This window comes from Bacillus sp. HMSC036E02, from assembly GCF_001836235.1.
GTDB lineage: Bacteria > Bacillota > Bacilli > Bacillales > Bacillaceae_G > Bacillus_A > Bacillus_A cereus.
This window is the reverse complement of the sequence record NZ_KV827816.1, coordinates 83418-106141: the sequence shown is the minus strand read 5'-3', so window position 1 is coordinate 106141 and position 22724 is coordinate 83418. Positions and strand designations below refer to the sequence as shown.

Below are 22724 nucleotides of genomic sequence, written 5' to 3'. Positions count from 1 at the left end.
AATTCAACGGTATTGATGAGTTAGTTGAACAAATCGCAAAAGATAAGAAAACAGCCCAAGAATATTTTGTGAGCGAAAAGAATATACTTGCTTTTTCAAATGAAAAGTAGTATTCTATGTTATGTACTTTATGACAACCATTGCTTGGCATTGCGACTCACCGACGCTTGCTAGGTAATTGGGGGTTTAATTAATAGGAGGTGAAATAGGATGGCTTTAACACAAGAGCGTAAAAATGAAATCATTGCACAATTTAGAACTCATGAGACTGATACTGGTTCTCCAGAGGTTCAAATTGCTGTCCTAACGGAGCAAATTAACACTCTAAACGAGCACTTACGTACTCACAAGAAAGATCATCATTCACGTCGTGGTCTATTAAAGATGGTTGGTAAACGTCGTAACTTACTAACTTACCTTCGTAATAGCGATATCACACGTTACCGTGAATTAATCACAAAGCTTGGCTTACGTCGATAGTCAAAGAAGCGGGAATATTCCCGCTTTTTTGTTAGGTAAAAATATATCTTCTACGCTTTATAGCTTACTTAATTTTAGGCAATACTAGAGGTAGAATATTGTGATATACTATCCATTTACATAGAAGAATTGAATACTTTAAATTGAGAGGGGTACTTAAATGAGTCAAGAAAAGCAAGTCTTCTCGATAGATTTAGCTGGTCGCCAGCTAACAGTTGAAACTGGTCAGCTTGCAAAACAAGCGAACGGAGCAGTATTAGTAAGATATGGCGATACAGCGGTTCTATCTACAGCAACTGCATCAAAAGAAGCAAAAAATGTAGATTTCTTCCCACTTACAGTAAACTATGAAGAGCGTTTATATGCAGTCGGAAAAATTCCTGGCGGTTTCATTAAACGTGAAGGTCGTCCAAGTGAAAAAGCAATTTTGGCAAGTCGTTTAATCGATCGTCCAATCCGTCCACTTTTCGCAGATGGTTTCCGTAACGAAGTACAAGTTGTCAGCATCGTAATGAGTGTTGATCAAGATTGTTCTTCTGAAATGGCAGCTATGCTTGGTTCTTCATTAGCGTTATCGATTTCAGATATTCCATTTGAAGGTCCAATCGCGGGTGCAACAGTTGGTCGTATTAACGGCGAATTCGTTATCAACCCAACAGTAGAACAGCAAGAACAAAGTGATATTCACCTTGTTGTAGCTGGTACGAAAGATGCAATTAACATGGTTGAAGCAGGAGCAGATCAAGTGCCTGAGGAAACAATGTTAGAAGCAATTATGTTTGGTCATGACGAAATTAAACGTCTAATTGCATTCCAAGAAGAGATTGTACAAGCTGTAGGTAAAGAGAAAACAGAAGTGAAACTTTATGAAGTTGACGCTGATCTTAACCAAGCTGTACGTGAAATGGCTGAAGAAGATATGCATTCAGCAATTCAAGTACATGAGAAGCATGCACGTGAAGATGCAATTAACGAAGTGAAAAAGCGTGTTATTGAGCATTACGAAGCGCAGGAAGCTGACGCTGATACATTAGGACAAGTAAATGAGATTTTATATAAAATTGTAAAAGAAGAAGTACGTCGTCTTATTACAGTTGAAAAAATCCGCCCAGATGGCCGTAAAGGTGACGAAATCCGTCCATTAGCATCAGAGGTTGGCATTTTATCTCGTACACACGGTTCTGGTTTGTTCACTCGTGGACAAACACAAGCATTAAGTATTTGTACATTAGGTGCATTAGGCGATGTGCAAATTTTAGATGGTCTTGGTGTAGAAGAATCAAAACGCTTTATGCACCATTACAATTTCCCATCATTTAGTGTTGGTGAAACTAGACCAATGCGTGGACCAGGTCGTCGTGAAATCGGTCACGGTGCACTAGGAGAACGCGCACTTGAGCCTGTAATTCCATCTGAAAAAGATTTCCCATACACAGTACGTCTTGTATCTGAAGTTTTAGAATCAAATGGTTCTACTTCACAAGCAAGTATTTGTGGTAGTACTTTAGCAATGATGGATGCTGGTGTTCCACTTAAAGCTCCAGTTGCAGGTATTGCAATGGGTCTAGTTAAAACTGGTGAGCATTACACAATTTTATCTGATATTCAAGGTATGGAAGATCATTTAGGTGATATGGACTTTAAAGTAGCAGGTACAGCACAAGGTGTAACTGCACTACAAATGGACATTAAAATCGATGGTCTATCTCGTGAGATTTTAGAAGAGGCATTACAACAAGCGAAAGTTGGTCGTGTGCACATTCTAAATCATATGTTATCTGTTATTCCAGAGCCACGCACTGAATTATCAGCGTACGCTCCAAAGATTATTACAATGACAATTAATCCAGATAAAATCCGTGACGTTATCGGACCGAGCGGTAAACAAATCAATAAAATTATTGAAGAAACTGGCGTTAAAATTGACATCGAGCAAGATGGCACAGTATTCATTTCTTCAATAAACCAAGAAATGAACGACAAAGCTAAGAAAATTATCGAAGATATCGTTCGCGAAGTACAAGTAGGTGAAATCTACGAAGGAAAAGTGAAACGTGTTGAGAAATTCGGTGCTTTCGTTGAATTATTCAGCGGTAAAGATGGATTAGTTCACATTTCTGAACTTGCACTTGAGCGTGTAGGTAAAGTAGAAGACGTTGTAAAAATCGGTGACGTAATTACGGTTAAAGTTATCGAGATTGACAAGCAAGGTCGTGTTAATCTATCTAGAAAAGTATTGCTAAAAGAAGAGCAAGAAAAAGAAGCTGCTAAAGAAGAAAACAAACAAGAGCAGCAATAAGCGAAAGCCAGTTTAACTGGCTTTTTTTGTTATGTAAAAATATGATTTATATATATTTTTATGTCAGTATAGGTATAGTTTTCATTATAACGCTCAAATTAACAAAGATAAGAAGAAAAATGTTTTTTTATATAGTTAATTTGGGAGGGTTTATATGAAAGTTCGTATATTGGCATACATATGTATATTTTCTTTATATGTCAGTTTAGGCTCTTATTCTGTTTTTGCACAGGATAACTTATATGAAGAAATTCAAAAGCATGCAAAACAATATGAGATTGCACCTCAAAATGCGATGATTGATAAGATATGGAAAGCAACACCAGGATATAATGGAAGACAAGTTGATATGGAAGCATCCTATAACAATATGAAGAAGCTAAAGGAATTTGATCAAAAACACCTTGAATTTAAGGAAGTATCACCGAGTGTCCACTTAGAAGATTTATCACCTGCTCCAATTTATAGGGGGCATCCGAATAAAAAGATGGTGGGATTAACAATAAATGTGGCATGGGGAAACGAGTATTTGCCTCGTATATTAGAAATATTGAAAAAGCATGATGTGAAGGCGACTTTCTTTTTAGAAGGACGTTGGGTGAAAGAAAATTTACGATTTGCAAAAATGATTGTCGATGCAAATCAAGAAGTCGGAAATCATTCTTATACGCACCCTAATATGAAAACGCTATCGTCTGATGAAATACGAGAGCAGTTACAAAAAACAAATCGAATGATTGAAGCTGCTACGAATCAAAAGGTGAGATGGTTTGCCCCGCCGAGTGGAAGTTTTCGGGATGAAGTCGTGAAAATCGCTGATGATTTCCAAATGGGAACGATTATGTGGACTGTCGATACAATCGATTGGAAGCGACCTGAGCCAGATGTACTATTGCAGAGAGTAATGAGAAAAATACACCCAGGTGCTATCGTATTAATGCATCCTACTTCGTCAACGGCAGAAGCATTAGATACAATGATTAAAAAATTGAAGGAACAAGGATATAAAGTAGGGAATATAACAGAATTACTGGATGAAAAACGTGTGGATTAAATACATTTGCATGACATTCATCCTTAAACTTGTTATCATTAAATAATAGCACTTATTTAGAGAAACTGGCAGTAGGAGGAAAGTTTTTGATTAAAAAATATACTTGTAAAAATGGTGTAAGAATAGTTATGGAGAATATACCAACCGTAAGATCGGTTGCGATTGGTATTTGGATCCATGCGGGATCAAGAAATGAAAATGAAAAAAATAACGGGATTTCTCACTTTTTAGAGCATATGTTCTTTAAAGGGACAGAAACACGTAGTGCACGCGAAATTGCAGAATCATTTGATAGTATTGGTGGGCAAGTGAATGCTTTTACTTCAAAAGAGTACACTTGTTACTATGCAAAAGTGCTAGATGAACATGCTAAATATGCTTTAGATGTATTAGCTGACATGTTCTTTAATTCAACATTTGATGAAGAAGAATTGAAAAAAGAGAAGAATGTCGTATGTGAAGAAATTAAAATGTACGAAGATGCTCCAGACGATATTGTGCATGATATGTTAACGAAAGCAACATATGAAACGCATCCGCTTGGATATCCTATTTTAGGAACAGAAGAAACACTTGATACGTTTACAGGTGATACGCTACGCCAATATATTAAGGATCATTATACACCTGAAAATGTAGTTGTTTCAGTTGCAGGAAATATTGATGAAGCCTTCTTACAAACGGTAGAGCAATATTTCGGTAGTTATGAAGGAACAACAAACCGTGAACAAGTACATAGTCCAATATTCCATTTTAACAAAGTAGCACGTAAAAAGGAAACAGAACAAGCTCATTTATGTTTAGGATATAAAGGCTTACAAATGGGACACGAAGACATTTATAACTTAATTGTATTAAATAACGTTTTAGGCGGTAGTATGAGTAGCCGTTTATTCCAAGAAGTACGTGAGCAACGTGGGTTAGCTTACTCAGTATTTTCTTACCATTCTTCTTATGAAGATACAGGTATGTTAACACTGTATGGTGGAACAGGTAGTCAACAATTAGATACACTGTATGAAACAATGCAAGAAACATTAGAAACATTGAAAAATACAGGTATTACAGAAAAAGAGCTTATTAATAGTAAAGAGCAATTAAAAGGAAACTTAATGTTAAGTTTAGAAAGTACGAATAGTCGTATGAGCCGTAATGGTAAAAATGAATTGCTACTTCGTAAGCATCGTTCACTTGATGAGATTATCGAAAGTGTAAACACTGTAACAAAAGAAAATGTAGATGGGTTAATTCGTAACATGTTTACAGATGAATTCTCTGCAGCATTGATTAGTCCAGATGGAAAACTTCCAAAAGGAATAAAACTATAATCAACTTTTACGATGTATCTGAAAATAACCTTCTCTCTTTTTAAATGAGAGAAGGTTATTTTTTTTATACATATAGAATAGGTACTAATTATAGACAATGCAAATGAAAAATTTAGTAGGGGAGTGGAGTGAGTATGCGATTAAGTGAATTAAGCGGTAAAGAGGTTGTAGATATAGAAAAAGCGGAAAAAATGGGAGCCTTAGGTTATATGGATTTAGAGATTAATGAGAAAGACGGACAAATACAAACACTTATAATACCTGTAGGGAAGTGGGGAGGTTTTAAAAAGGAACCACAAGAAGTAAGAGTGGCATGGAGTCAAATAAAGAAAGTCGGACACGATATGCTTCTTTGTGATAGTATAGATCGTTCAAATTCGGAGTGAAGGATGGCCATTTTGGTCATCTTTTTTTGTATCTACATAGAAACCTGATAAATCATATGTGCATTTGGATTTTCAATCACCATAAACTCGTACATTACATATGATGTGGAGGAAAAAGAAAAAGTAGGCACTTTTCTTATAAATGACAGAAAAAGAAGGTGAATTAGGGAATGTTGACTGAGATGCATATTGCTGTCATAGGAGGAGATGCAAGGCAGCTAGAAGTAATTCGTAAGCTAGTTGAATTGGATGCGAAACTTTCTTTGATAGGTTTTGATCAGTTAGATCATGGTTTCACAGGGGCAGCAAAAGAAAGTATACAAAATTTAGATTTCACTTCTGTAGACGCAATTATTTTGCCGGTTGCCGGTACAAATGCCAAAGGAGAAGTAGATACTATTTTTTCAAATGAAAAAGTTTCAATAACGAAAGAACAAATTGAAAATACACCAGAACACTTTACTATATATTCAGGTATTGGTACACCTTACTTGGAAAATCTCGTATCTACTACGAATCGAAAACTTGTTAAATTATTTGATCGTGATGATGTAGCAATATACAATTCTATTCCAACGGTAGAAGGTACATTAATGATGGTAATTCAACATACCGACTATACAATTCATGGGTCCAATGTAATGGTTCTAGGATTTGGGAGAACAGGAATGAGTGTTGCGAGAGCATTTCAATCATTAGGAGCCCATGTCAAAGTTGGAGCAAGACGATCTGAACATATTGCACGTATTACAGAAATGATGTTTTCTCCTTTTCATATGCAAGACATAGAGAAAGAAGTAGGAAATATCGATATTGTAATTAATACGATTCCGCATCTCGTTGTAACAGCGAATGTTATTGCAAAAATGCCAGCTCATACGTTAGTGATTGATTTAGCTTCTAAACCAGGCGGTACTGACTTTAGATATGCGGAAAAAAGAGGAGTCAAAGCATTGCTAGCACCTGGATTACCAGGTATTGTTGCCCCAAAAACGGCTGGGCAAATTTTAGCAAATGTTCTTTCTCAGTTATTAGCAGCAGATGCAATTGCAAAGGAGGAGGAAAAGAAATGAGTTTGAAGGGGAAACGAATTGGTTTCGGATTTACAGGTTCACATTGTACGTACGAAGAAGTAATGCCTCATTTAGAAAAATTAATTGCTGAGGGAGCAGAAGTACGTCCTGTTGTTTCTTACACTGTTCAATCAACAAATACTAGATTTGGAGAAGGAGCAGAGTGGATTAAGAAGATTGAAGAAATAACAGGTTTTAAAGCAATTAATTCAATCGTTGGTGCAGAACCACTAGGACCTAAAATTCCACTAGATTGTATGGTAATTGCACCACTAACAGGGAATTCTATGAGTAAATTTGCAAATGCAATGACAGACTCTCCAGTATTAATGGCAGCGAAAGCGACGTTAAGAAATGGCAAGCCTGTCGTATTGGCTGTTTCGACGAATGATGCTTTAGGGTTAAATGGGGTAAATCTCATGCGCCTAATGGCAACAAAAAACATCTACTTCGTCCCATTCGGTCAAGATGCGCCAGAGAAAAAACCGAACTCAATGGTAGCTCGTATGGAGTTACTGGAAGATACAGTATTAGAAGCGCTGCAAGGAAAGCAATTGCAACCGGTGGTCGTAGAAAAATTCAGATATATGAATTAAAAAACGAAAAAAAACGGACAATTTTTGATGAAACCATCATTCTTACTGTAGAATATGATAAAATTAACGTTATTAAGATCAGAAGGGGTATTGTATACTCCTTCTGATTCTAAGTTATAGAAGGATTGGTATCTAGAAAGGGGCATAGTGATGGAAAAGCAAAAAACTTTTCATGTCGCTGTAGTTGGAGCAACCGGCGCAGTTGGTGAACAAATGTTAAATACTTTAGAGAAACGAGAATTTCCAATCGGGAAATTAACGTTACTTTCATCTAAACGATCTGCAGGTAAGAAACTTGTATTTAAAGGCGAAGAATTTACAGTTCAAGAGGCAACTCCTGAAAGCTTTGAAGGAGTAGATATCGCACTATTTAGTGCTGGTGGATCTGTATCGAAACAATTAGCGCCAGAAGCAGCAAAACGCGGTGCGATTGTTGTTGATAATACAAGTGCATTCCGTATGACAGAAAACGTGCCACTTGTTGTACCTGAAGTAAATGAAAACGACTTAAAAGAACATAATGGTATTATTGCAAATCCAAACTGTTCTACAATTCAAATGGTAGTAGCTCTTGAGCCAGTTCGTCAGCAATATGGTTTAAAACGAGTAATCGTTTCCACATATCAAGCTGTATCAGGTGCTGGTGCGGCAGCTATTGAAGAACTGCATGAACAATCACAAGCAATCTTAAATGGCGAAGAAGTTAAGGCAAATGTTCTTCCTGTATCAGGTGATAAGAAGCATTTCCCAATTGCTTTTAATGCGATTCCACAGATTGATAAATTCCAAGATAATGGATTTACGTTTGAAGAAATGAAAATGATTAACGAAACGAAAAAAATTATGCATATGCCTGAATTAGAAGTAGCGGCAACATGTGTACGTTTACCAGTTGTATCAGGACACTCTGAGTCTGTTTACATCGAAGTAGAAAAAGAAGGCGTAACAGTAGCAGAATTAAAGAGCTTACTTGCAAATGCGGAAGGTATTGTTCTGCAAGATAATCCAGAAGAGCAGTTATATCCAATGCCAGCTACTGCAGTAGGTAAAAACGAAGTATTCGTTGGAAGAATCCGTAAAGATTTAAATAACGATAAAGGATTCCATCTTTGGGTCGTATCTGATAACTTATTAAAAGGCGCTGCATGGAATTCTGTTCAAATTGCAGAGCGCTTAGTAAAATTACAATTAGTGTAAACGGCTAAGAGAAGGTGCAAAATATGAAAATAATTGTTCAAAAATTTGGTGGCACATCAGTACGTGATGATAATGGACGTAAGCATGCGCTTCATCATATAAAAAAATCATTAGCTGCTGGTTATAAAGTAGTTACTGTCGTATCTGCTATGGGCCGTAAAGGTGAACCATATGCAACGGATACGTTATTAAGTCTTGTAAATCAAGAGGAATCTACTATTTCTAAACGTGAGCAAGATTTATTATTATCATGCGGAGAGTTAATCTCTGCAATTGTTTTCTCTAATATGTTGAATGAGAACGGTATAAAAGCAGCAGCATTAAATGGTGCACAAGCTGGTTTTGTAACGAATGATGACTTTACGAATGCAAAGATTATTGAAATGAATTGCGATCGTATACATGAAGAGTTAGAAAATGTAGATGTAATCGTCGTTACAGGATTTCAAGGGCAAACGAAAAAAGGTGATACGACAACACTTGGACGCGGAGGCAGTGATACTTCAGCTTCAGCATTAGGTGTTGCACTTCATGCTGAATATATCGATATATTCACTGATGTAGAAGGTGTTATGACTGCAGATCCTCGTATTGTAAAAGATGCACGTCATCTTCAAACTGTAACGTATAACGAAATTTGTAACATGGCTTATCAAGGTGCGAAAGTCGTTCATCCACGTGCAGTTGAAATTGCGATGCATGCAAAAGTGCCACTTCGTGTACGTTCTACGTATTCTGATAGTGAAGGTACGCTTATTTCAGCATATGACGGTGCTACAAGAGGGCGTGATGTAGAAGAACGTCCTGTTACGGGCATTGCTCACGTATCAAACGTAACGCAAATTAAAGTGCTTGCAAAAGAAACGGCATATGATTTGCAACAACATGTGTTTAAAGAGATGGCGAACGAAGGAATAAGTGTTGATTTAATTAATATTTCACCTACTGGCGTAGCATATACGGTGAGTGATAATGTATCAAGTCATGCAGTTAAATTATTACAGAACCTTGGATATGAGCCAATTGTGACAGAACATTGTGCGAAAGTATCTATCGTTGGGGCTGGAATGGCAGGATACCCAGGGGTTACTGCGAAAATCGTTACAGCTTTAGCAGAAAAAGGTATTCAAATCCTGCAATCGGCAGATAGTCATACAACAATTTGGGTTCTTGTAAAAGAAACTGATTTAGTGGAGGCTGTAAATGCATTACATAGTGCGTTTGAGCTTTCAAAAGAAAAGCAACTGGAACAATAAGGAGTGAGACCATGATAGATTTTGGGACAATTGCAACCGCGATGGTAACACCGTTTGATATAAACGGGAATATCGATTTTGCAAAGACAACGAAATTGGTAAATTATTTAATTGATAACGGTACAACAGCAATCGTGGTAGGAGGAACGACAGGAGAATCTCCTACATTAACTTCAGAAGAGAAAGTAGCGTTATATCGCCATGTGGTATCTGTTGTCGATAAAAGAGTGCCCGTAATCGCTGGAACAGGTAGCAATAATACGCATGCTTCTATTGACTTAACTAAAAAGGCAACAGAAGTTGGTGTGGATGCAGTAATGCTAGTAGCACCGTATTATAACAAACCGAGTCAAGAAGGAATGTATCAGCATTTTAAAGCAATTGCTGAAAGTACGCCGCTTCCGGTTATGCTATATAACGTTCCGGGACGATCTATTGTACAAATCTCCGTTGATACAGTTGTTCGTTTATCAGAAATAGAAAACATTGTTGCTATTAAAGATGCGGGCGGCGATGTGTTAACAATGACAGAAATCATTGAAAAAACAGCGGACGACTTTGCGGTATACAGCGGTGATGATGGTTTAACGTTACCAGCTATGGCAGTTGGAGCGAAAGGTATCGTTTCGGTAGCATCTCATGTTATCGGAAACGAAATGCAAGAAATGATTACAGCATTTCAAGCAGGAGAATTTAAGAAGGCACAAAAATTACATCAATTACTTGTAAGAGTAACTGATTCATTATTTATGGCGCCAAGTCCAACTCCAGTAAAAACAGCGTTACAAATGGTTGGATTAGATGTAGGTTCTGTACGTTTACCACTTCTTCCATTAACAGAAGAAGAAAGAGTAACGTTACAATCTGTAATGCAATCTATCCCTCGTTAATAAAAAATGACCTAGTGTAGAACTAGGTCATTTTTTATTATATGAAAATCTTTTCCTCGTTTTCTCACCTATATGTGTTCTTATAAGAATATTAATCGCTTCTTCATTATGTGTATAAGAAAATAATCGTACCCCTTTAATCGAGTCAAAAAATGATAGATATTATGGAATAAACGTAATAAACTACGGTGTTTGTTTTTAGAGAAATCCCCTCAAATTTGACGTAATTCATAAAAAAATTCCATTTTGTAAGTGTTTTTGTTGGATTCTAAAAAAATAAATCTTGAAACTCCCTATTATGAAATGAATTTAGCGTATGTATGGCTAGTTCTTCAAAATAATATGGAGTATAAAATCGAAGTAAATATAAAGGAAATACGTTCGATACTTTTGTTGTCATTCCGTTCTTTTACTTTTTCTTTCGCACGATTTAACTTGTGTTCTATTTCTTGTATCAGGTATAATATGGCTAAGTAGCTTAGTACGGGTATGCTTAGCAAAATTGGGAAAAATTATAATTTAATTAAATTTTCATATCATATCGAATAAGATATTTGATTTATATAATGAAAGAGAGGTGAAACCTGGTTTAAAAAATAAACAAGGACATGATATCGCATAACGGTAAGGACATTCGTCTTGGACGGTGAAAATATGGTGGTTGTAGAGTTTCCCCTGGTGTCTCTGCAATTTTAGTGAAATCAGTGTTTGCAAGATTTTTAAACCAGGCAACAACATGAAGAGAAAAGAGAATGAGTCTGTTAAAGTATTTGCTCTTGGTGGAGTAGGTGAAATCGGGAAAAACATGTACTGTGTTGAAATTGATTCTGAAATCTTTATCGTAGATGCAGGGTTAATGTTCCCGGGAGATGAAATGTTTGGAATTGATATCGTTATTCCTGATATTACATATTTAGTGGAAAATCAAGAGCGAGTAAAAGGGTTATTTATTACTCACGGTCATGAAGATCATATTGGTGGAATTGTGTATGTACTTCGTAAATTATCTATTCCAGTCTATGCAACGAAATTAACAGTAGGACTTATACAAGAAAAACTTGGTGAAGCGGGCATGTTAGGCCGTGTAGACCTAAAAACAATCGATTCAAATTCAACAGTAGAATTTAACACTACAACGGTGTCATTCTTCGGAACGACACATAGTATTCCGGATTCTGTTGGCGTTTGTTTCCATACATCAAAAGGTGCAGTCGTATATACGGGAGACTTTAAATTCGATCAAACTCCAATTGGAAATAGTGGAGCAGACCTTGGGAAAATGGCGCAAATCGGAAATGAAGGCGTACTTTGCTTATTATCTGATAGTACAAACGCAGAGCGCCCAGGTTATACAGGTTCAGAAAAAGAAGTTGGTGTAGAAATCTCTAAAGTGTTCTACGGCGCAGAAGGTCGTATTATCGTTGCTTCATTTGCATCGAATGTACATCGTATTCAACAAGTATTTGATGCAGCTGCTGAAACAGGGCGAAAAGTAGCGGTAGTAGGACGTAGTATGGTGAAAGTAGTAGACATTGCAAGACGTCTTGGTTATTTAGATGTTCCAGAAGGTATGGTTATTTCATTACAAGAAGTAGACAACTTCCCAGAGAAAAAGGTAGCTATTTTAACGACAGGTAGTCAAGGTGAACCGATGGCTGCTCTATCTAGGATGGCAAAACAAGCACATAAACAAATTTCAATTCGTAAAGGTGATACTGTTATCATTGCTGCTTCGCCAATTCCGGGTAATGAAATATCTGTATCAAAAATTATTGATTTGTTATTTAGAGCTGGAGCTGAAGTTGTTTATTACGGCGAACGAAAAGTTCACGTGTCAGGTCACGGTAGCCAAGAAGAATTAAAATTAATGTTAAATTTAATGAAACCAAAGTACTTTGTACCCGTACATGGTGAGTTCCGTATGCAAAAAGCACATGCATATTTAGCTGAAGATGTAGGTATTACAAGAGAAAATATCTTTATCGTAGAAAAAGGCGATGTAATTGCTTTTGGTGACGATGAAGCGAACTTAGTCGGTAAAGTACAAGCTGGTAATGTTTTAATTGATGGATTAGGTGTAGGTGACGTTGGTAATATCGTTCTTCGAGATAGAAAGATGTTATCTCAAGATGGAATACTAGTAGTTGTTGTAACGCTTGGTAAAGATGAAAAGAAAATTATCTCTGGTCCAGAAATCATTTCACGTGGTTTCGTATATGTTCGTGAATCAGAAGCGTTAATTGAACGATCTACAGAGATTGTACGTATGATTGTTGAGCAGTCAATTAAAGAATATTCAATTGAATGGTCAATGTTAAAACAAAATATTCGTGAATTATTAGGACAGTTCTTGTACGAAGAGACAAAGAGAAAACCTATGATTTTACCGATTATTATGGAAGTATAAAAAGATCACCCTTATGGGTGATCTTTTTTCTTTTTAACCCTATCGAATGAAATTTATAACTTAAGAAATAATAGTTATATACGAGTGAAAGGGGATGCGAAATGACAGAACGTGATCGATATACAAATGAAGAAAAAGAAGCTGAGCCAAAAGAAGCTGGAAAAGAGGCTTCAATAGTTGAAAAAATTCAACAGCTTGGACAGACAAATGTACCACAGATGAATGAATCACGTATTCATTGTTTAACGATTATCGGACAAGTGGAAGGTCATGTTCAATTACCACCGCAAAATAAAACAACAAAATATGAGCATATCATTCCGCAAATTGTTGCGATTGAACAAAATCCGAAAATTGAAGGTTTGCTTTTAATATTAAATACGGTTGGAGGTGACGTTGAAGCTGGGCTAGCAATTTCTGAAATGGTAGCTTCACTTTCAAAACCAACAGTATCTCTAGTTTTAGGTGGGGGACATTCCATCGGTGTACCGATTGCTGTTTCTACTGACTATTCGTTTATTGCGGAAACTGCGACGATGACAATTCATCCAATTCGTTTAACAGGTCTTGTCATAGGTGTGCCACAAACATTTGAGTATTTGGATAAGATGCAAGAAAGAGTCATTCGTTTTGTGACGAAGCACTCGAAAGTAACAGAAGATCGTTTTAAAGAGCTTATGTTTGCGAAAGGAAATTTAACACGAGATATTGGGACGAATGTAATTGGTGGGGATGCAGTAAAGTACGGTCTTATAGATGATGTCGGCGGTATTGGAAATGCGATTCGAAAATTAAACGAATTAATAGATGTTCGTGCGGAAGATAGTACAGAAGGGACAATGCTACAATGATTTTATATACAATTATGCCAGAGCAACTTGTGTATCCGGCCGATTATTCACAATGTGAAAGTCAAAAAGTTGTAAATATAAATGGTGTGGAATTAATGGTTTCTGAAGAGGAACATGGATGTTATTCTATTGTACGTGTGCTAAGTACGGACCCACTTCACTATTTAGAGTTTGAGCCCGGTCAGAAAATAACCTTTTAGCAAAAAGAAGGATTTTGTTTAGAAGCTATGGTATAATATAAAAAACAAGACGGTTGAGCAGCCATGAGTAGGCTGCTTTCTTCTGTTTATTTAGCATTTTACAAGAAGTGTAAAAATAGAAGATATAAAGACCTGAAAAATAGAGAAAACAGACATATAAATAGAGAATTTTGAGGGGAGCTTTATTTATATGTAGAACGCGAGGTGAAGAAATGGCAAAACAAAAGCAAAGAGGGACGAAGGCAAAGGCAAGGCGTACGATAAAGCCAACTTTGTATTATGAAATTGTCGGTTTAACTCTTTTTGCACTTTCAATCATTACGATTTTACAGCTAGGCGTTGTAGGAAAATCGTTTGTGTTATTTTTTCGCTTCTTCTTTGGTGAGTGGTACATAATTGGTGTGTTAGGTGTAATAGCTTTATCGGTTTCCTTTGTTATAAAACGCGGATGGCCGAACCTTTTAAATAAACGATTAATTGGATTTTATTTAATTGTATTGGCGATATTAATGTTTAGTCATATTACATTATTTAACCTTCTTACAAAAGATGGAGCAGTGCAAAATACTTCTGTTATTGTGAGTACGAAAGATAACTTCTTTCTTGAAATGAAAAAGGGGCCAGATAGCGTTCATTTAGGTGGTGGTATGTTTGGTGCGCTTATGTTCGCAACATGTTACTTCTTATTTGACGAAGTAGGAGCTTATATCATTGGTATTATTCTAGTTATTCTCGGTATACTTTGTATAACAAATAAGCATATTGGAGAAGTGTTAGCGCCAGTTGGTAGAATTCTTAGAAGTCAATTTCAAGTGATGCAAGGGGATTATAAAGATTGGAGAGCTAAAAGAACGGCTGAACAAACAGAAAAGAAAAAAACAACAAGAAGCACAAGAAGCAAACGTGCTGCAGAACAAGAAGAAATTATTGAGCCGATGGAAGAAATTTCAATTGATCCTCCGATTATTTCGAATTTCACTGAGAATTATCCTGTAAATGAAGAAGAGGATAAACGAATCGAAGTAGAGGAAGAAGATTTGATCACTTCACCGTTTATTGAAGAGACTCCGCCAATTGAAGAACCAAAGAAAAAGCGTGGAGAAAAAATTGTTGAATCGTTAGAGAGTGAAGCGCAAGCACCTCCTATGCAATTTTCAAATGTAGAAAATAAAGATTACAAGCTTCCTTCACTTGATATATTAAAATTTCCAAAGAATAAGCAAGTTACAAATGAAAATGCGGAAATTTATGAGAATGCTCGTAAATTAGAACGTACATTCCAAAGTTTCGGAGTGAAAGCGAAAGTAACAAAAGTACATAGAGGTCCTGCAGTTACAAAATATGAAGTGTATCCTGATATGGGGGTAAAGGTAAGCAAAATTGTCAGTTTAAGTGATGATTTAGCCCTTGCTTTAGCTGCAAAGGACATTCGTATTGAAGCGCCAATTCCCGGGAAATCAGCTGTAGGGATCGAAGTTCCGAACTCAGAAGTTTCGATGGTAACACTGAGGGAAGTGCTTGATTCTAAGGCTAATAACCATCCGGAAGAGAAGTTGTTAATTGGTCTTGGCCGAGATATTACAGGTGAAGCGGTATTAGCCCGTCTAAATAAAATGCCCCATTTACTCGTAGCTGGTGCGACAGGTAGCGGGAAAAGTGTATGTATTAACGGTATTATTGTTAGTATTTTAATGCGTGCAAAACCACATGAAGTAAAATTAATGATGATTGACCCGAAAATGGTAGAGTTAAATGTATATAACGGTGTGCCTCATTTGTTAACGCCAGTTGTAACTGATCCGAAAAAAGCATCGCAAGCATTGAAAAAAGTTGTGAGTGAAATGGAACGTCGTTATGAATTGTTTGCTCATAGTGGTACACGTAACATTGAAGGATACAACGATTATATAAAAGAGCATAATAGTCAATCAGAAGCGAAACAACCCGAATTACCTTATATTGTAGTAATTGTGGACGAGTTAGCAGATTTAATGATGGTTGCTTCGTCTGATGTAGAGGATGCGATTATGCGTCTAGCGCAAATGGCTCGTGCTGCTGGTATTCATTTAATTATTGCAACGCAACGTCCGTCAGTTGACGTTATTACGGGTGTTATTAAAGCAAATATTCCATCACGTATTGCATTCGCTGTATCTTCTCAAACAGATTCTCGTACAATTCTTGACGGTGGTGGTGCAGAGAAGCTACTAGGTCGTGGAGACATGCTGTTTATACCAATTGGTGCATCGAAACCTGTACGTGTACAAGGCGCATTTTTATCAGATGATGAAGTTGAGAGAGTTGTAGAATATGTCATTGGACAGCAAAAAGCACAATATCAAGAAGATATGATTCCGCAAGATGTTCCTGATACGAAGCAGGAAGTAGAAGATGAATTATATGATGAAGCGGTTCAACTTGTAGTGGAAATGCAAACAGCATCTGTTTCTATGTTACAACGTAGGTTTAGAGTAGGTTATACGCGAGCTGCTCGCCTAATTGATGCAATGGAAATGAATGGTGTAGTAGGTCCGTATGAAGGTAGTAAACCGAGAGAAGTGCTCATTAATGATGTACAAGAAAAAAGTTCTTAAAAAAAGCCTAATTGTTTTTACAATTAGGCTTTTTTATATAGTGTTTTTGTTATATACTATACTCAGTAATAAAGAAAGGGCTTACATTCAGGAGTGCTCTTTAGAATACGAATACTTTGAGTATGTTTTATGTAAATGTTCGATATTTAATGCAGAAAAATGTTAGATTTTGTTGACACGTATGAGAGCAAGTGGTAAGATTACTTCGAAAAGAATCACTGCCTCATATAATCTTGGAGATAAGGTCCATAAGTTTCTACCTGGCAACCATGAATTGCTAGACTATGAGGGGAAAAGTGTGTAACAAAGGATGTAAAGGATCTTTGTGCCGAACTTTTTCTCGAAATGAGGAATGTTTATGGTGCAAAGTTTTTTTTATGCAATAAAGAGTGAAAATTTCATTAAAAAAAATTATTATTATTTATTCGACAATTACGCTTATTTTGGTGTTTAGTCATTTGTACTATGTTGTAAGTTGAAAAAAGAGAAAAGAAGTCTTACATCAGAGGTCGAATAATTGAAATGCGGGGGAGTCTTATGTCAGTAAAATCCGATAGTCGTCACCTATATCTACGGGTGATTGATCACATCAAAGAAAAAATTAAAGATGGGGCTTATAAAGAACGACAAAAGTTACCATCAGAGTTTGATTTAGCGAAAGAACTTGGCGTAAGTAGAGCGACTTTAAGGGAAGCGTTGCGTATTTTAGAAGAAGAAAATGTTGTCATTCGTAGACATGGTGTAGGGACATTTGTAAATGCAAAGCCATTATTTTCTTCTGGAATAGAACAACTTTCTAGTATTACAGATATGATTTCTAGTGTGGGGAAAACACCAGGAACAATCTTTTTATCATCATCTACTACAACTTTAACAGAAGAGGAAAAAGAGAAGTTTAATAGTGAAGATGGTTTTAATGCAGTGATGATTGAACGCGTACGTACAGCAGATGGGGAGCCTGTTGTGTATTGTATCGATAAACTTGCAAAAGAAATATTGCCAGATTTATCGGGTTACAATGAGGAATCATTATTAACGGTGATACATAATAACACACATAAGCGCATAACATATGCGGTTGCCCACATTGAGCCAATTGGCTATCACCCTAAAATCTCACCGATTTTAGAATGTGAGCCTGAAACAGCACTGCTTGTATTAAAACAAATGCACTATGATCAAAATGATGAGCCAATCTTATATTCTATCAATTACTTTAGAGCTGATAAATTTAGCTTCCACGTATTAAGAAAGCGTATGTAGGTAAATTCCTTTTTAGGGAGGTGACAGCAAGAAGTAAGGAACAGCAGCGTAAGAATAAATAAATATATATCATTTTTGGAGGGGTTTCTAGTATGAAGAAAAAAGCAGGCCTTTTATTATCATTAACATTAGCAGCAAGTACAGTTTTAGGTGCATGTGGTAACTCGGATAAGGCGAACAGTGACAAGAAAGACAATAAAGACTTCAAGGTTGGTCTCGTAACGGATGTTGGGGGCGTTGATGATAAGTCATTCAACCAATCTTCTTGGGAAGGGTTACAAAAGTTTGGTAAAGATAATGGTTTAAAAGAAAAGACAAATTATCGTTACCTTCAGTCTGAAAAAGAGGCTGATTATATTCCGAATTTAAAAAAATTCTCGAAAGATAAATATGATTTAACATTCGGAATTGGTTATAAATTAGAGGGTGCAATTAAAGAAGTAGCAAAAGAATCGTCAAAACAACAATTTGCAATCGTAGATACTGTTGTAGATGCACCGAACGTAACGAGCATTACGTTTAAAGATCATGAAGGATCATTCCTTGTAGGTGCGGTAGCAGCTATGTCAACAAAATCGAATAAAGTAGGATTTGTTGGTGGAATGAAAAGTGATTTAATTAGTAAATTTGAAAATGGATTTAAAGCTGGTGCAAAGGCAGTAAATCCAAACATTGAAATCGTATCTGAATATGCAGAAGCATTCGATAAGCCTGAAAAAGGTACAGTTCTTGCTTCAGCAATGTATGGTCAAGGCGTAGACGTAATTTATCATGCTGCTGGTGGTACAGGTAACGGTGTGTTCACAGAAGCGAAAAACCGTAAGAAAAAAGGTGAAAATGTTTGGGTAATCGGTGTTGACCGTGACCAACATCAAGAAGGTATGCCTGAAAATGTAACATTAACTTCAATGATTAAACGTGTTGATGTAGCTGTAGAAAAAGTAGCTAAAGAAGCAAAAGATGGGAATTTAAAAGGTGGGAAAATTGAAGAGTTTGGCTTAAAAGATGACGGTATTGGTATTTCAAAAACAACTGATAACGTGAAAAAAGTTAACCCTGAAATTTTAACAAAAGTAGAAGAGCTTGAAAAGAAAATTACAGCCGGTGAAATTAAAGTGCCAGCTACAGATAAAGAGTATAAAGAATACGAAGCTTCTCTAAAAAAATAAATAGAGAAATAGCAAAGGTTAGTTCATAGAACTAACCTTTGTATGTATAAAACTTCCGAATTGCTTAATAAGTTAATAGTGTAATAGGGAATGTTCCCTGTTAAAAGGAGGAACACAATGGAATACGTAATTGAGATGAATAACATTACGAAAGTATTCCCAGGCATTGTAGCGAATGATGATATTACGCTGCAAGTAAAGCAGGGTGAGATACATGCTTTACTTGGAGAAAATGGTGCAGGGAAATCCACATTGATGAATGTACTATTTGGTTTGTACCAACCAGAGCAGGGTGAAATTAAAATTAAAGGTAAACCTGTAAAAATTACAAATCCGAATATAGCAAATGACCTTGGTATTGGAATGGTCCATCAACACTTTATGCTTGTTCATAATTTTACAGTTACAGAGAATATTATTCTCGGAAATGAACCGAAGAAAAAAGGGAAAATTGCTGTTGAGGATGCTGCTAAAGAAATTCAAAAACTGTCTGAACAATACGGTTTGGCTGTAGATCCATATGCGAAAATACAGGATATTTCAGTGGGTATGCAACAGCGTGTTGAGATTTTGAAAACTCTTTACCGCGGTGCAGAAATTTTAATATTTGATGAACCGACAGCTGTGTTAACACCACAAGAAATTCATGAGCTAATTCAAATTATGAAAAAGCTTGTACAAGAAGGAAAATCTATTGTTCTTATTACACATAAGTTGAAAGAAATTATGGAAGTTTGCGATCGTTGTACGATTATTCGTAAAGGAAAAGGGATTGGAACGGTTGACGTTGCAAATACGGATGAAAATAAACTTGCAGAATTAATGGTCGGACGTCAAGTGAATTTTAAAACAGAAAAAATAGACGCGAAGCCAAAAGAAGAGGTACTTTCAATTGCAAACCTTGTTGTTCACGATGCACGTCAACTACCTGCTGTAAAAGGCCTTGACTTAACTGTTCGTGCGGGGGAAATTGTTGGGATTGCAGGGATTGATGGAAACGGACAAAGTGAATTAATAGAAGCAATTACTGGTTTACGAAAAGTTGAGTCAGGTTCTATTGCAATTAAAGGAAAAGAAATAACAAATTGGCCTGTTAGAAGAATAACAGAAGAAGGAATTGGTCATATTCCAGAAGATCGTCATAAACACGGACTCGTTCTTGATTTTTCTGTTAGAGATAATATAGTTCTGCAAACGTACTATAAAAATCCATTTTCAAAGAAAGGGATTTTAAATTTCAGCAAAATTACAGAAAAAGCAAAGGCTCTTATTGAACAGTTTGATGTGCGTACACCTAGTGAGCAAACGTTAGCACGCGCTCTATCTGGGGGGAATCAACAAAAAGCAATTATTGCACGTGAAGTAGACCGAAATCCAGATTTATTAATCGCGGCACAGCCAACACGTGGTTTAGATGTAGGAGCAATTGAATTTATTCATAAGAGATTAATAGAGCAAAGGGATAAAGGAAAAGGTGTATTACTTTTATCATTAGAGTTAGATGAAATCTTAAATGTTAGCGATCGAATTGCTGTTATTTATGAAGGGGAAATTGTAGCAATAGTTGATGCGAAAGAAACGAATGAACAACAGCTTGGATTGTTAATGGCTGGAGGAACAAAGAAGGAGCAGGTGGGTACAAATGGCTAAAAAGCTTTTAACAGAACGAACGATAAATATTTTAGTCCCAGTACTATCCGTTATTTTCGGCTTACTTGTAGGAGCGATTGTAATGCTAGTTAGTGGCTATGATCCAATTGTTGGTTATAGTGCACTTTGGACAGGAATGTTCGGCAGCGCAAGTGCGATTGGTGAAACGCTCCGTACAATGATACCGCTTATTCTTGCTGGCTTATCGGTGGCGTTTGCATTTCGTACAGGTTTATTTAATATCGGGGTAGAGGGTCAATTGTTAGTTGGTTGGCTTGCAGCGGTTTGGTTCGGTTATGCAGTCTCACTACCAGCGTTCCTTCATATTCCATTATCGATTTTATTTGCCGCATTGGTGGGCGGAATTTGGGGCTTCATTCCGGGATATTTAAAAGGGAAGTTTCAAGTGAATGAAGTTATTGTAACTATTATGATGAACTATATTGCGTTGTATGTAACGTATGACATCATTAAGCGTTTCTTACATGCGGGTAATGACAAAACGTATGATATTAAAGAGAGTGCGTCACTATCTTCAGACTGGCTTGCTTCTATTACTGACGGTTCACGTCTACACTGGGGAATTATTGTAGCAATTTTAATCGCTATTTTAATGTGGTTCTTATTAGATCGAACAACTTTAGGTTACGAATTAAAGTCTGTAGGATTTAATCAGCATGCTTCTCAATATGCAGGTATGAAAGTTTCTCGTAATGTAGTATTCTCTATGACAATTGCTGGTGCATTTGCGGGGATTGGTGGAGCGATGGAAGGATTAGGGACATTTCAGAGTATGACAGCGATGTCTTCGTTTACAGGAGTAGGATTTGATGGGATTGCCGTAGCATTACTTGGAGGGAATAATCCGTTTGGTATAATCCTTTCAGCTTTATTATTTGGTGGTTTGAAAAGTGCTTCCCCTCAAATGAACTTTGAGGCAGATGTACCGTCAGAGCTTATTAATGTAATTATTGCATGTATCATCTTCTTTGTTGCATGTAGTTATGTGTTAAGATGGGCGCTTACACGCATGAGCAAGGAGGGGAAATAAATGAGCTTTTTAGATATATTAGCCATTCTTGTGACGGGTACGTTATATACATCGGCACCTATCATTTTCACAGCACTAGGTGGTGTATTTAGTGAACGATCAGGTGTTGTAAATATCGGATTAGAAGGACTAATGCTATTTGGTGCATTTATTGGAGTTGTTACAAACTTATTGATGGGTGATACTTGGGGAACGATGACTCCATGGATTGCATTATTATTTGCGGCAATTGGTAGTGGATTATTTGCATTACTTCATGCGGTAGCTTCTATTACATTCCGAGCAGATCAAGTTGTAAGTGGTGTAGCCATTAACTTCTTATCTCTTGGTTTAACAGTATTTGCAATTAAGAAGATTTTTGATAAAGGGCAGACTGACTTTATTCAGTATCGTATTGAAAAGATTGATATTCCAGGCCTTTCGGATATTCCGGTTTTAGGGAAAATATTTTTCTCGAACGTACCAATAACGTCGTATATTGCCATTATTTTAGCATTCGTTGTTTGGTATGTTATTTATAAAACACCGTTCGGTCTTCGTCTACGTGCTGTTGGTGAACACCCAATGGCAGCGGATACGATGGGGATTAATGTATATAAAATGCGTTATATTGGAGTCTGTATTTCAGGAGTGTTTGCTGGAATCGGTGGAGCGATTTTTGCAATGTCAATTTCTAATAACTTCTCAGGGGCAACTATTACAGGACAAGGTTTCTTAGCTTTAGCTGCTATGATTTTTGGGAAGTGGAATCCACTAGGCGCATTAGGTGCAGCTCTATTCTTTGGTTTTGCGCAATCTCTAAGTGTAACGGGCGGAACAATTCCTGTATTAGATCAAATTCCAAGTGTTTTATTAACGATATTACCATATGTATTCACAATATTAGCGCTTGTTGGTTTTGTAGGTCGTTCTGAAGCTCCGAAAGCATTAGGAACTCCTTATGAAAAAGGAAAACGATAAGTATTTTATAAGTATAAAAA

Annotated in this window: 19 protein-coding genes and 1 riboswitch; all 19 genes read left to right on the top strand. The window is 36.5% G+C overall.

The features are described 5' to 3' along the window. Nucleotides 1-210 precede the first annotated feature (210 nt). The 19 genes from rpsO (at nt 211) to HMPREF2590_RS04790 (ending at nt 22704) form a co-directional block, all read left to right on the top strand. On the top strand, nt 211-480 hold the full coding sequence (rpsO, locus tag HMPREF2590_RS04885) for a 30S ribosomal protein S15 (RefSeq protein WP_001229392.1): 270 nt from the start codon (nt 211-213) through the stop codon (nt 478-480). A gap of 160 nt (nt 481-640) precedes the next feature. Next, nucleotides 641-2779, top strand: a complete 2139-nt coding sequence (pnp, locus tag HMPREF2590_RS04880) for a polyribonucleotide nucleotidyltransferase (protein ID WP_000076754.1) — start codon at nt 641-643, stop codon at nt 2777-2779. A gap of 154 nt (nt 2780-2933) precedes the next feature. Next, the gene (locus HMPREF2590_RS04875) at nt 2934-3833 is read left to right on the top strand and encodes a polysaccharide deacetylase family protein (RefSeq protein WP_000868232.1); all 900 of its coding nucleotides are present in this window, start codon (nt 2934-2936) and stop codon (nt 3831-3833) included. A gap of 86 nt (nt 3834-3919) precedes the next feature. Next, complete coding sequence (locus tag HMPREF2590_RS04870; RefSeq protein ID WP_000592989.1) at nt 3920-5161, top strand: M16 family metallopeptidase; 1242 nt, start codon at nt 3920-3922, stop codon at nt 5159-5161. A 134-nt stretch (nt 5162-5295) separates the two neighbouring features. Further along, the gene (locus tag HMPREF2590_RS04865) at nt 5296-5547 is read left to right on the top strand and encodes a YlmC/YmxH family sporulation protein (protein ID WP_001239756.1); all 252 of its coding nucleotides are present in this window, start codon (nt 5296-5298) and stop codon (nt 5545-5547) included. A gap of 170 nt (nt 5548-5717) precedes the next feature. After that, nucleotides 5718-6620: a dipicolinic acid synthetase subunit A gene (gene dpaA, locus HMPREF2590_RS04860; RefSeq protein WP_000954735.1), complete on the top strand. Its 903-nt coding sequence runs from the start codon at nt 5718-5720 to the stop codon at nt 6618-6620. Further along, nucleotides 6617-7216, top strand: a complete 600-nt coding sequence (gene dpaB / locus HMPREF2590_RS04855; protein WP_000053596.1) for a dipicolinate synthase subunit B — start codon at nt 6617-6619, stop codon at nt 7214-7216. The genes dpaA and dpaB overlap by 4 nt, the downstream gene beginning before the upstream one ends. 150 nt (nt 7217-7366) lie before the next feature. Further along, on the top strand, nt 7367-8413 hold the full coding sequence (gene asd / locus HMPREF2590_RS04850; protein ID WP_000414846.1) for an aspartate-semialdehyde dehydrogenase: 1047 nt from the start codon (nt 7367-7369) through the stop codon (nt 8411-8413). A 23-nt stretch (nt 8414-8436) separates the two neighbouring features. Continuing rightward, entirely contained in the window at nt 8437-9669 is a 1233-nt protein-coding gene (gene dapG, locus HMPREF2590_RS04845; protein ID WP_000692451.1) for an aspartate kinase, read from the top strand. 11 nt (nt 9670-9680) lie between these two features. Beyond that, a complete protein-coding gene (gene dapA, locus HMPREF2590_RS04840) occupies nt 9681-10559 on the top strand; it encodes a 4-hydroxy-tetrahydrodipicolinate synthase (protein WP_000564763.1) in 879 nt (292 codons plus the stop codon). Between the two features lie 736 nt (nt 10560-11295). Then, complete coding sequence (locus HMPREF2590_RS04830) at nt 11296-12966, top strand: ribonuclease J (RefSeq protein WP_000823096.1); 1671 nt, start codon at nt 11296-11298, stop codon at nt 12964-12966. A 101-nt stretch (nt 12967-13067) separates the two neighbouring features. After that, nucleotides 13068-13817: a translocation-enhancing protein TepA gene (tepA, locus tag HMPREF2590_RS04825; RefSeq protein ID WP_000139806.1), complete on the top strand. Its 750-nt coding sequence runs from the start codon at nt 13068-13070 to the stop codon at nt 13815-13817. Further along, nucleotides 13814-14017 carry a YlzJ-like family protein gene (locus HMPREF2590_RS04820; protein WP_000605020.1) on the top strand — a complete coding sequence of 68 codons (204 nt, stop codon included), beginning with the start codon at nt 13814-13816 and terminating at the stop codon, nt 14015-14017. The genes tepA and HMPREF2590_RS04820 overlap by 4 nt, the downstream gene beginning before the upstream one ends. Before the next feature lie 212 nt (nt 14018-14229). Further along, a complete protein-coding gene (locus HMPREF2590_RS04815) occupies nt 14230-16611 on the top strand; it encodes a DNA translocase FtsK (protein ID WP_001118776.1) in 2382 nt (793 codons plus the stop codon). A gap of 203 nt (nt 16612-16814) precedes the next feature. After that, nucleotides 16815-16916: riboswitch (purine riboswitch) on the top strand. A 232-nt stretch (nt 16917-17148) separates the two neighbouring features. Further along, on the top strand, nt 17149-17874 hold the full coding sequence (locus HMPREF2590_RS04810) for a GntR family transcriptional regulator (protein ID WP_000114182.1): 726 nt from the start codon (nt 17149-17151) through the stop codon (nt 17872-17874). Between the two features lie 92 nt (nt 17875-17966). After that, nucleotides 17967-19043, top strand: coding sequence for a BMP family lipoprotein (locus tag HMPREF2590_RS04805; RefSeq protein WP_000725762.1), 1077 nt, complete (start codon nt 17967-17969; stop codon nt 19041-19043). A gap of 117 nt (nt 19044-19160) precedes the next feature. Further along, a complete protein-coding gene (locus tag HMPREF2590_RS04800) occupies nt 19161-20693 on the top strand; it encodes an ABC transporter ATP-binding protein (protein ID WP_000456907.1) in 1533 nt (510 codons plus the stop codon). Next, nucleotides 20686-21744: an ABC transporter permease gene (locus HMPREF2590_RS04795; RefSeq protein WP_001085254.1), complete on the top strand. Its 1059-nt coding sequence runs from the start codon at nt 20686-20688 to the stop codon at nt 21742-21744. Before HMPREF2590_RS04800 ends, HMPREF2590_RS04795 begins: the two co-directional genes overlap by 8 nt. After that, nucleotides 21745-22704: an ABC transporter permease gene (locus HMPREF2590_RS04790; protein WP_000008857.1), complete on the top strand. Its 960-nt coding sequence runs from the start codon at nt 21745-21747 to the stop codon at nt 22702-22704. It abuts the gene before it with no gap. Nucleotides 22705-22724: the final 20 nt, after the last annotated feature.

Excerpts from the sequence above, each read along its gene's own strand:
- rpsO (WP_001229392.1), top strand. The coding sequence starts at position 211 with ATGGCTTTAACACAAGAGCGTAAAAATGAAATCATTGCACAATTTAGA.
- pnp (WP_000076754.1), top strand. The coding sequence starts at position 641 with ATGAGTCAAGAAAAGCAAGTCTTCTCGATAGATTTAGCTGGTCGCCAG.
- HMPREF2590_RS04875 (WP_000868232.1), top strand. The coding sequence starts at position 2,934 with ATGAAAGTTCGTATATTGGCATACATATGTATATTTTCTTTATATGTC.
- HMPREF2590_RS04865 (WP_001239756.1), top strand. The coding sequence starts at position 5,296 with ATGCGATTAAGTGAATTAAGCGGTAAAGAGGTTGTAGATATAGAAAAA.
- dpaA (WP_000954735.1), top strand. The coding sequence starts at position 5,718 with ATGTTGACTGAGATGCATATTGCTGTCATAGGAGGAGATGCAAGGCAG.
- dpaB (WP_000053596.1), top strand. The coding sequence starts at position 6,617 with ATGAGTTTGAAGGGGAAACGAATTGGTTTCGGATTTACAGGTTCACAT.
- asd (WP_000414846.1), top strand. The coding sequence starts at position 7,367 with ATGGAAAAGCAAAAAACTTTTCATGTCGCTGTAGTTGGAGCAACCGGC.
- dapG (WP_000692451.1), top strand. The coding sequence starts at position 8,437 with ATGAAAATAATTGTTCAAAAATTTGGTGGCACATCAGTACGTGATGAT.
- dapA (WP_000564763.1), top strand. The coding sequence starts at position 9,681 with ATGATAGATTTTGGGACAATTGCAACCGCGATGGTAACACCGTTTGAT.
- HMPREF2590_RS04830 (WP_000823096.1), top strand. The coding sequence starts at position 11,296 with ATGAAGAGAAAAGAGAATGAGTCTGTTAAAGTATTTGCTCTTGGTGGA.
- tepA (WP_000139806.1), top strand. The coding sequence starts at position 13,068 with ATGACAGAACGTGATCGATATACAAATGAAGAAAAAGAAGCTGAGCCA.
- HMPREF2590_RS04820 (WP_000605020.1), top strand. The coding sequence starts at position 13,814 with ATGATTTTATATACAATTATGCCAGAGCAACTTGTGTATCCGGCCGAT.
- HMPREF2590_RS04815 (WP_001118776.1), top strand. The coding sequence starts at position 14,230 with ATGGCAAAACAAAAGCAAAGAGGGACGAAGGCAAAGGCAAGGCGTACG.
- HMPREF2590_RS04810 (WP_000114182.1), top strand. The coding sequence starts at position 17,149 with ATGTCAGTAAAATCCGATAGTCGTCACCTATATCTACGGGTGATTGAT.
- HMPREF2590_RS04805 (WP_000725762.1), top strand. The coding sequence starts at position 17,967 with ATGAAGAAAAAAGCAGGCCTTTTATTATCATTAACATTAGCAGCAAGT.
- HMPREF2590_RS04800 (WP_000456907.1), top strand. The coding sequence starts at position 19,161 with ATGGAATACGTAATTGAGATGAATAACATTACGAAAGTATTCCCAGGC.
- HMPREF2590_RS04795 (WP_001085254.1), top strand. The coding sequence starts at position 20,686 with ATGGCTAAAAAGCTTTTAACAGAACGAACGATAAATATTTTAGTCCCA.
- HMPREF2590_RS04790 (WP_000008857.1), top strand. The coding sequence starts at position 21,745 with ATGAGCTTTTTAGATATATTAGCCATTCTTGTGACGGGTACGTTATAT.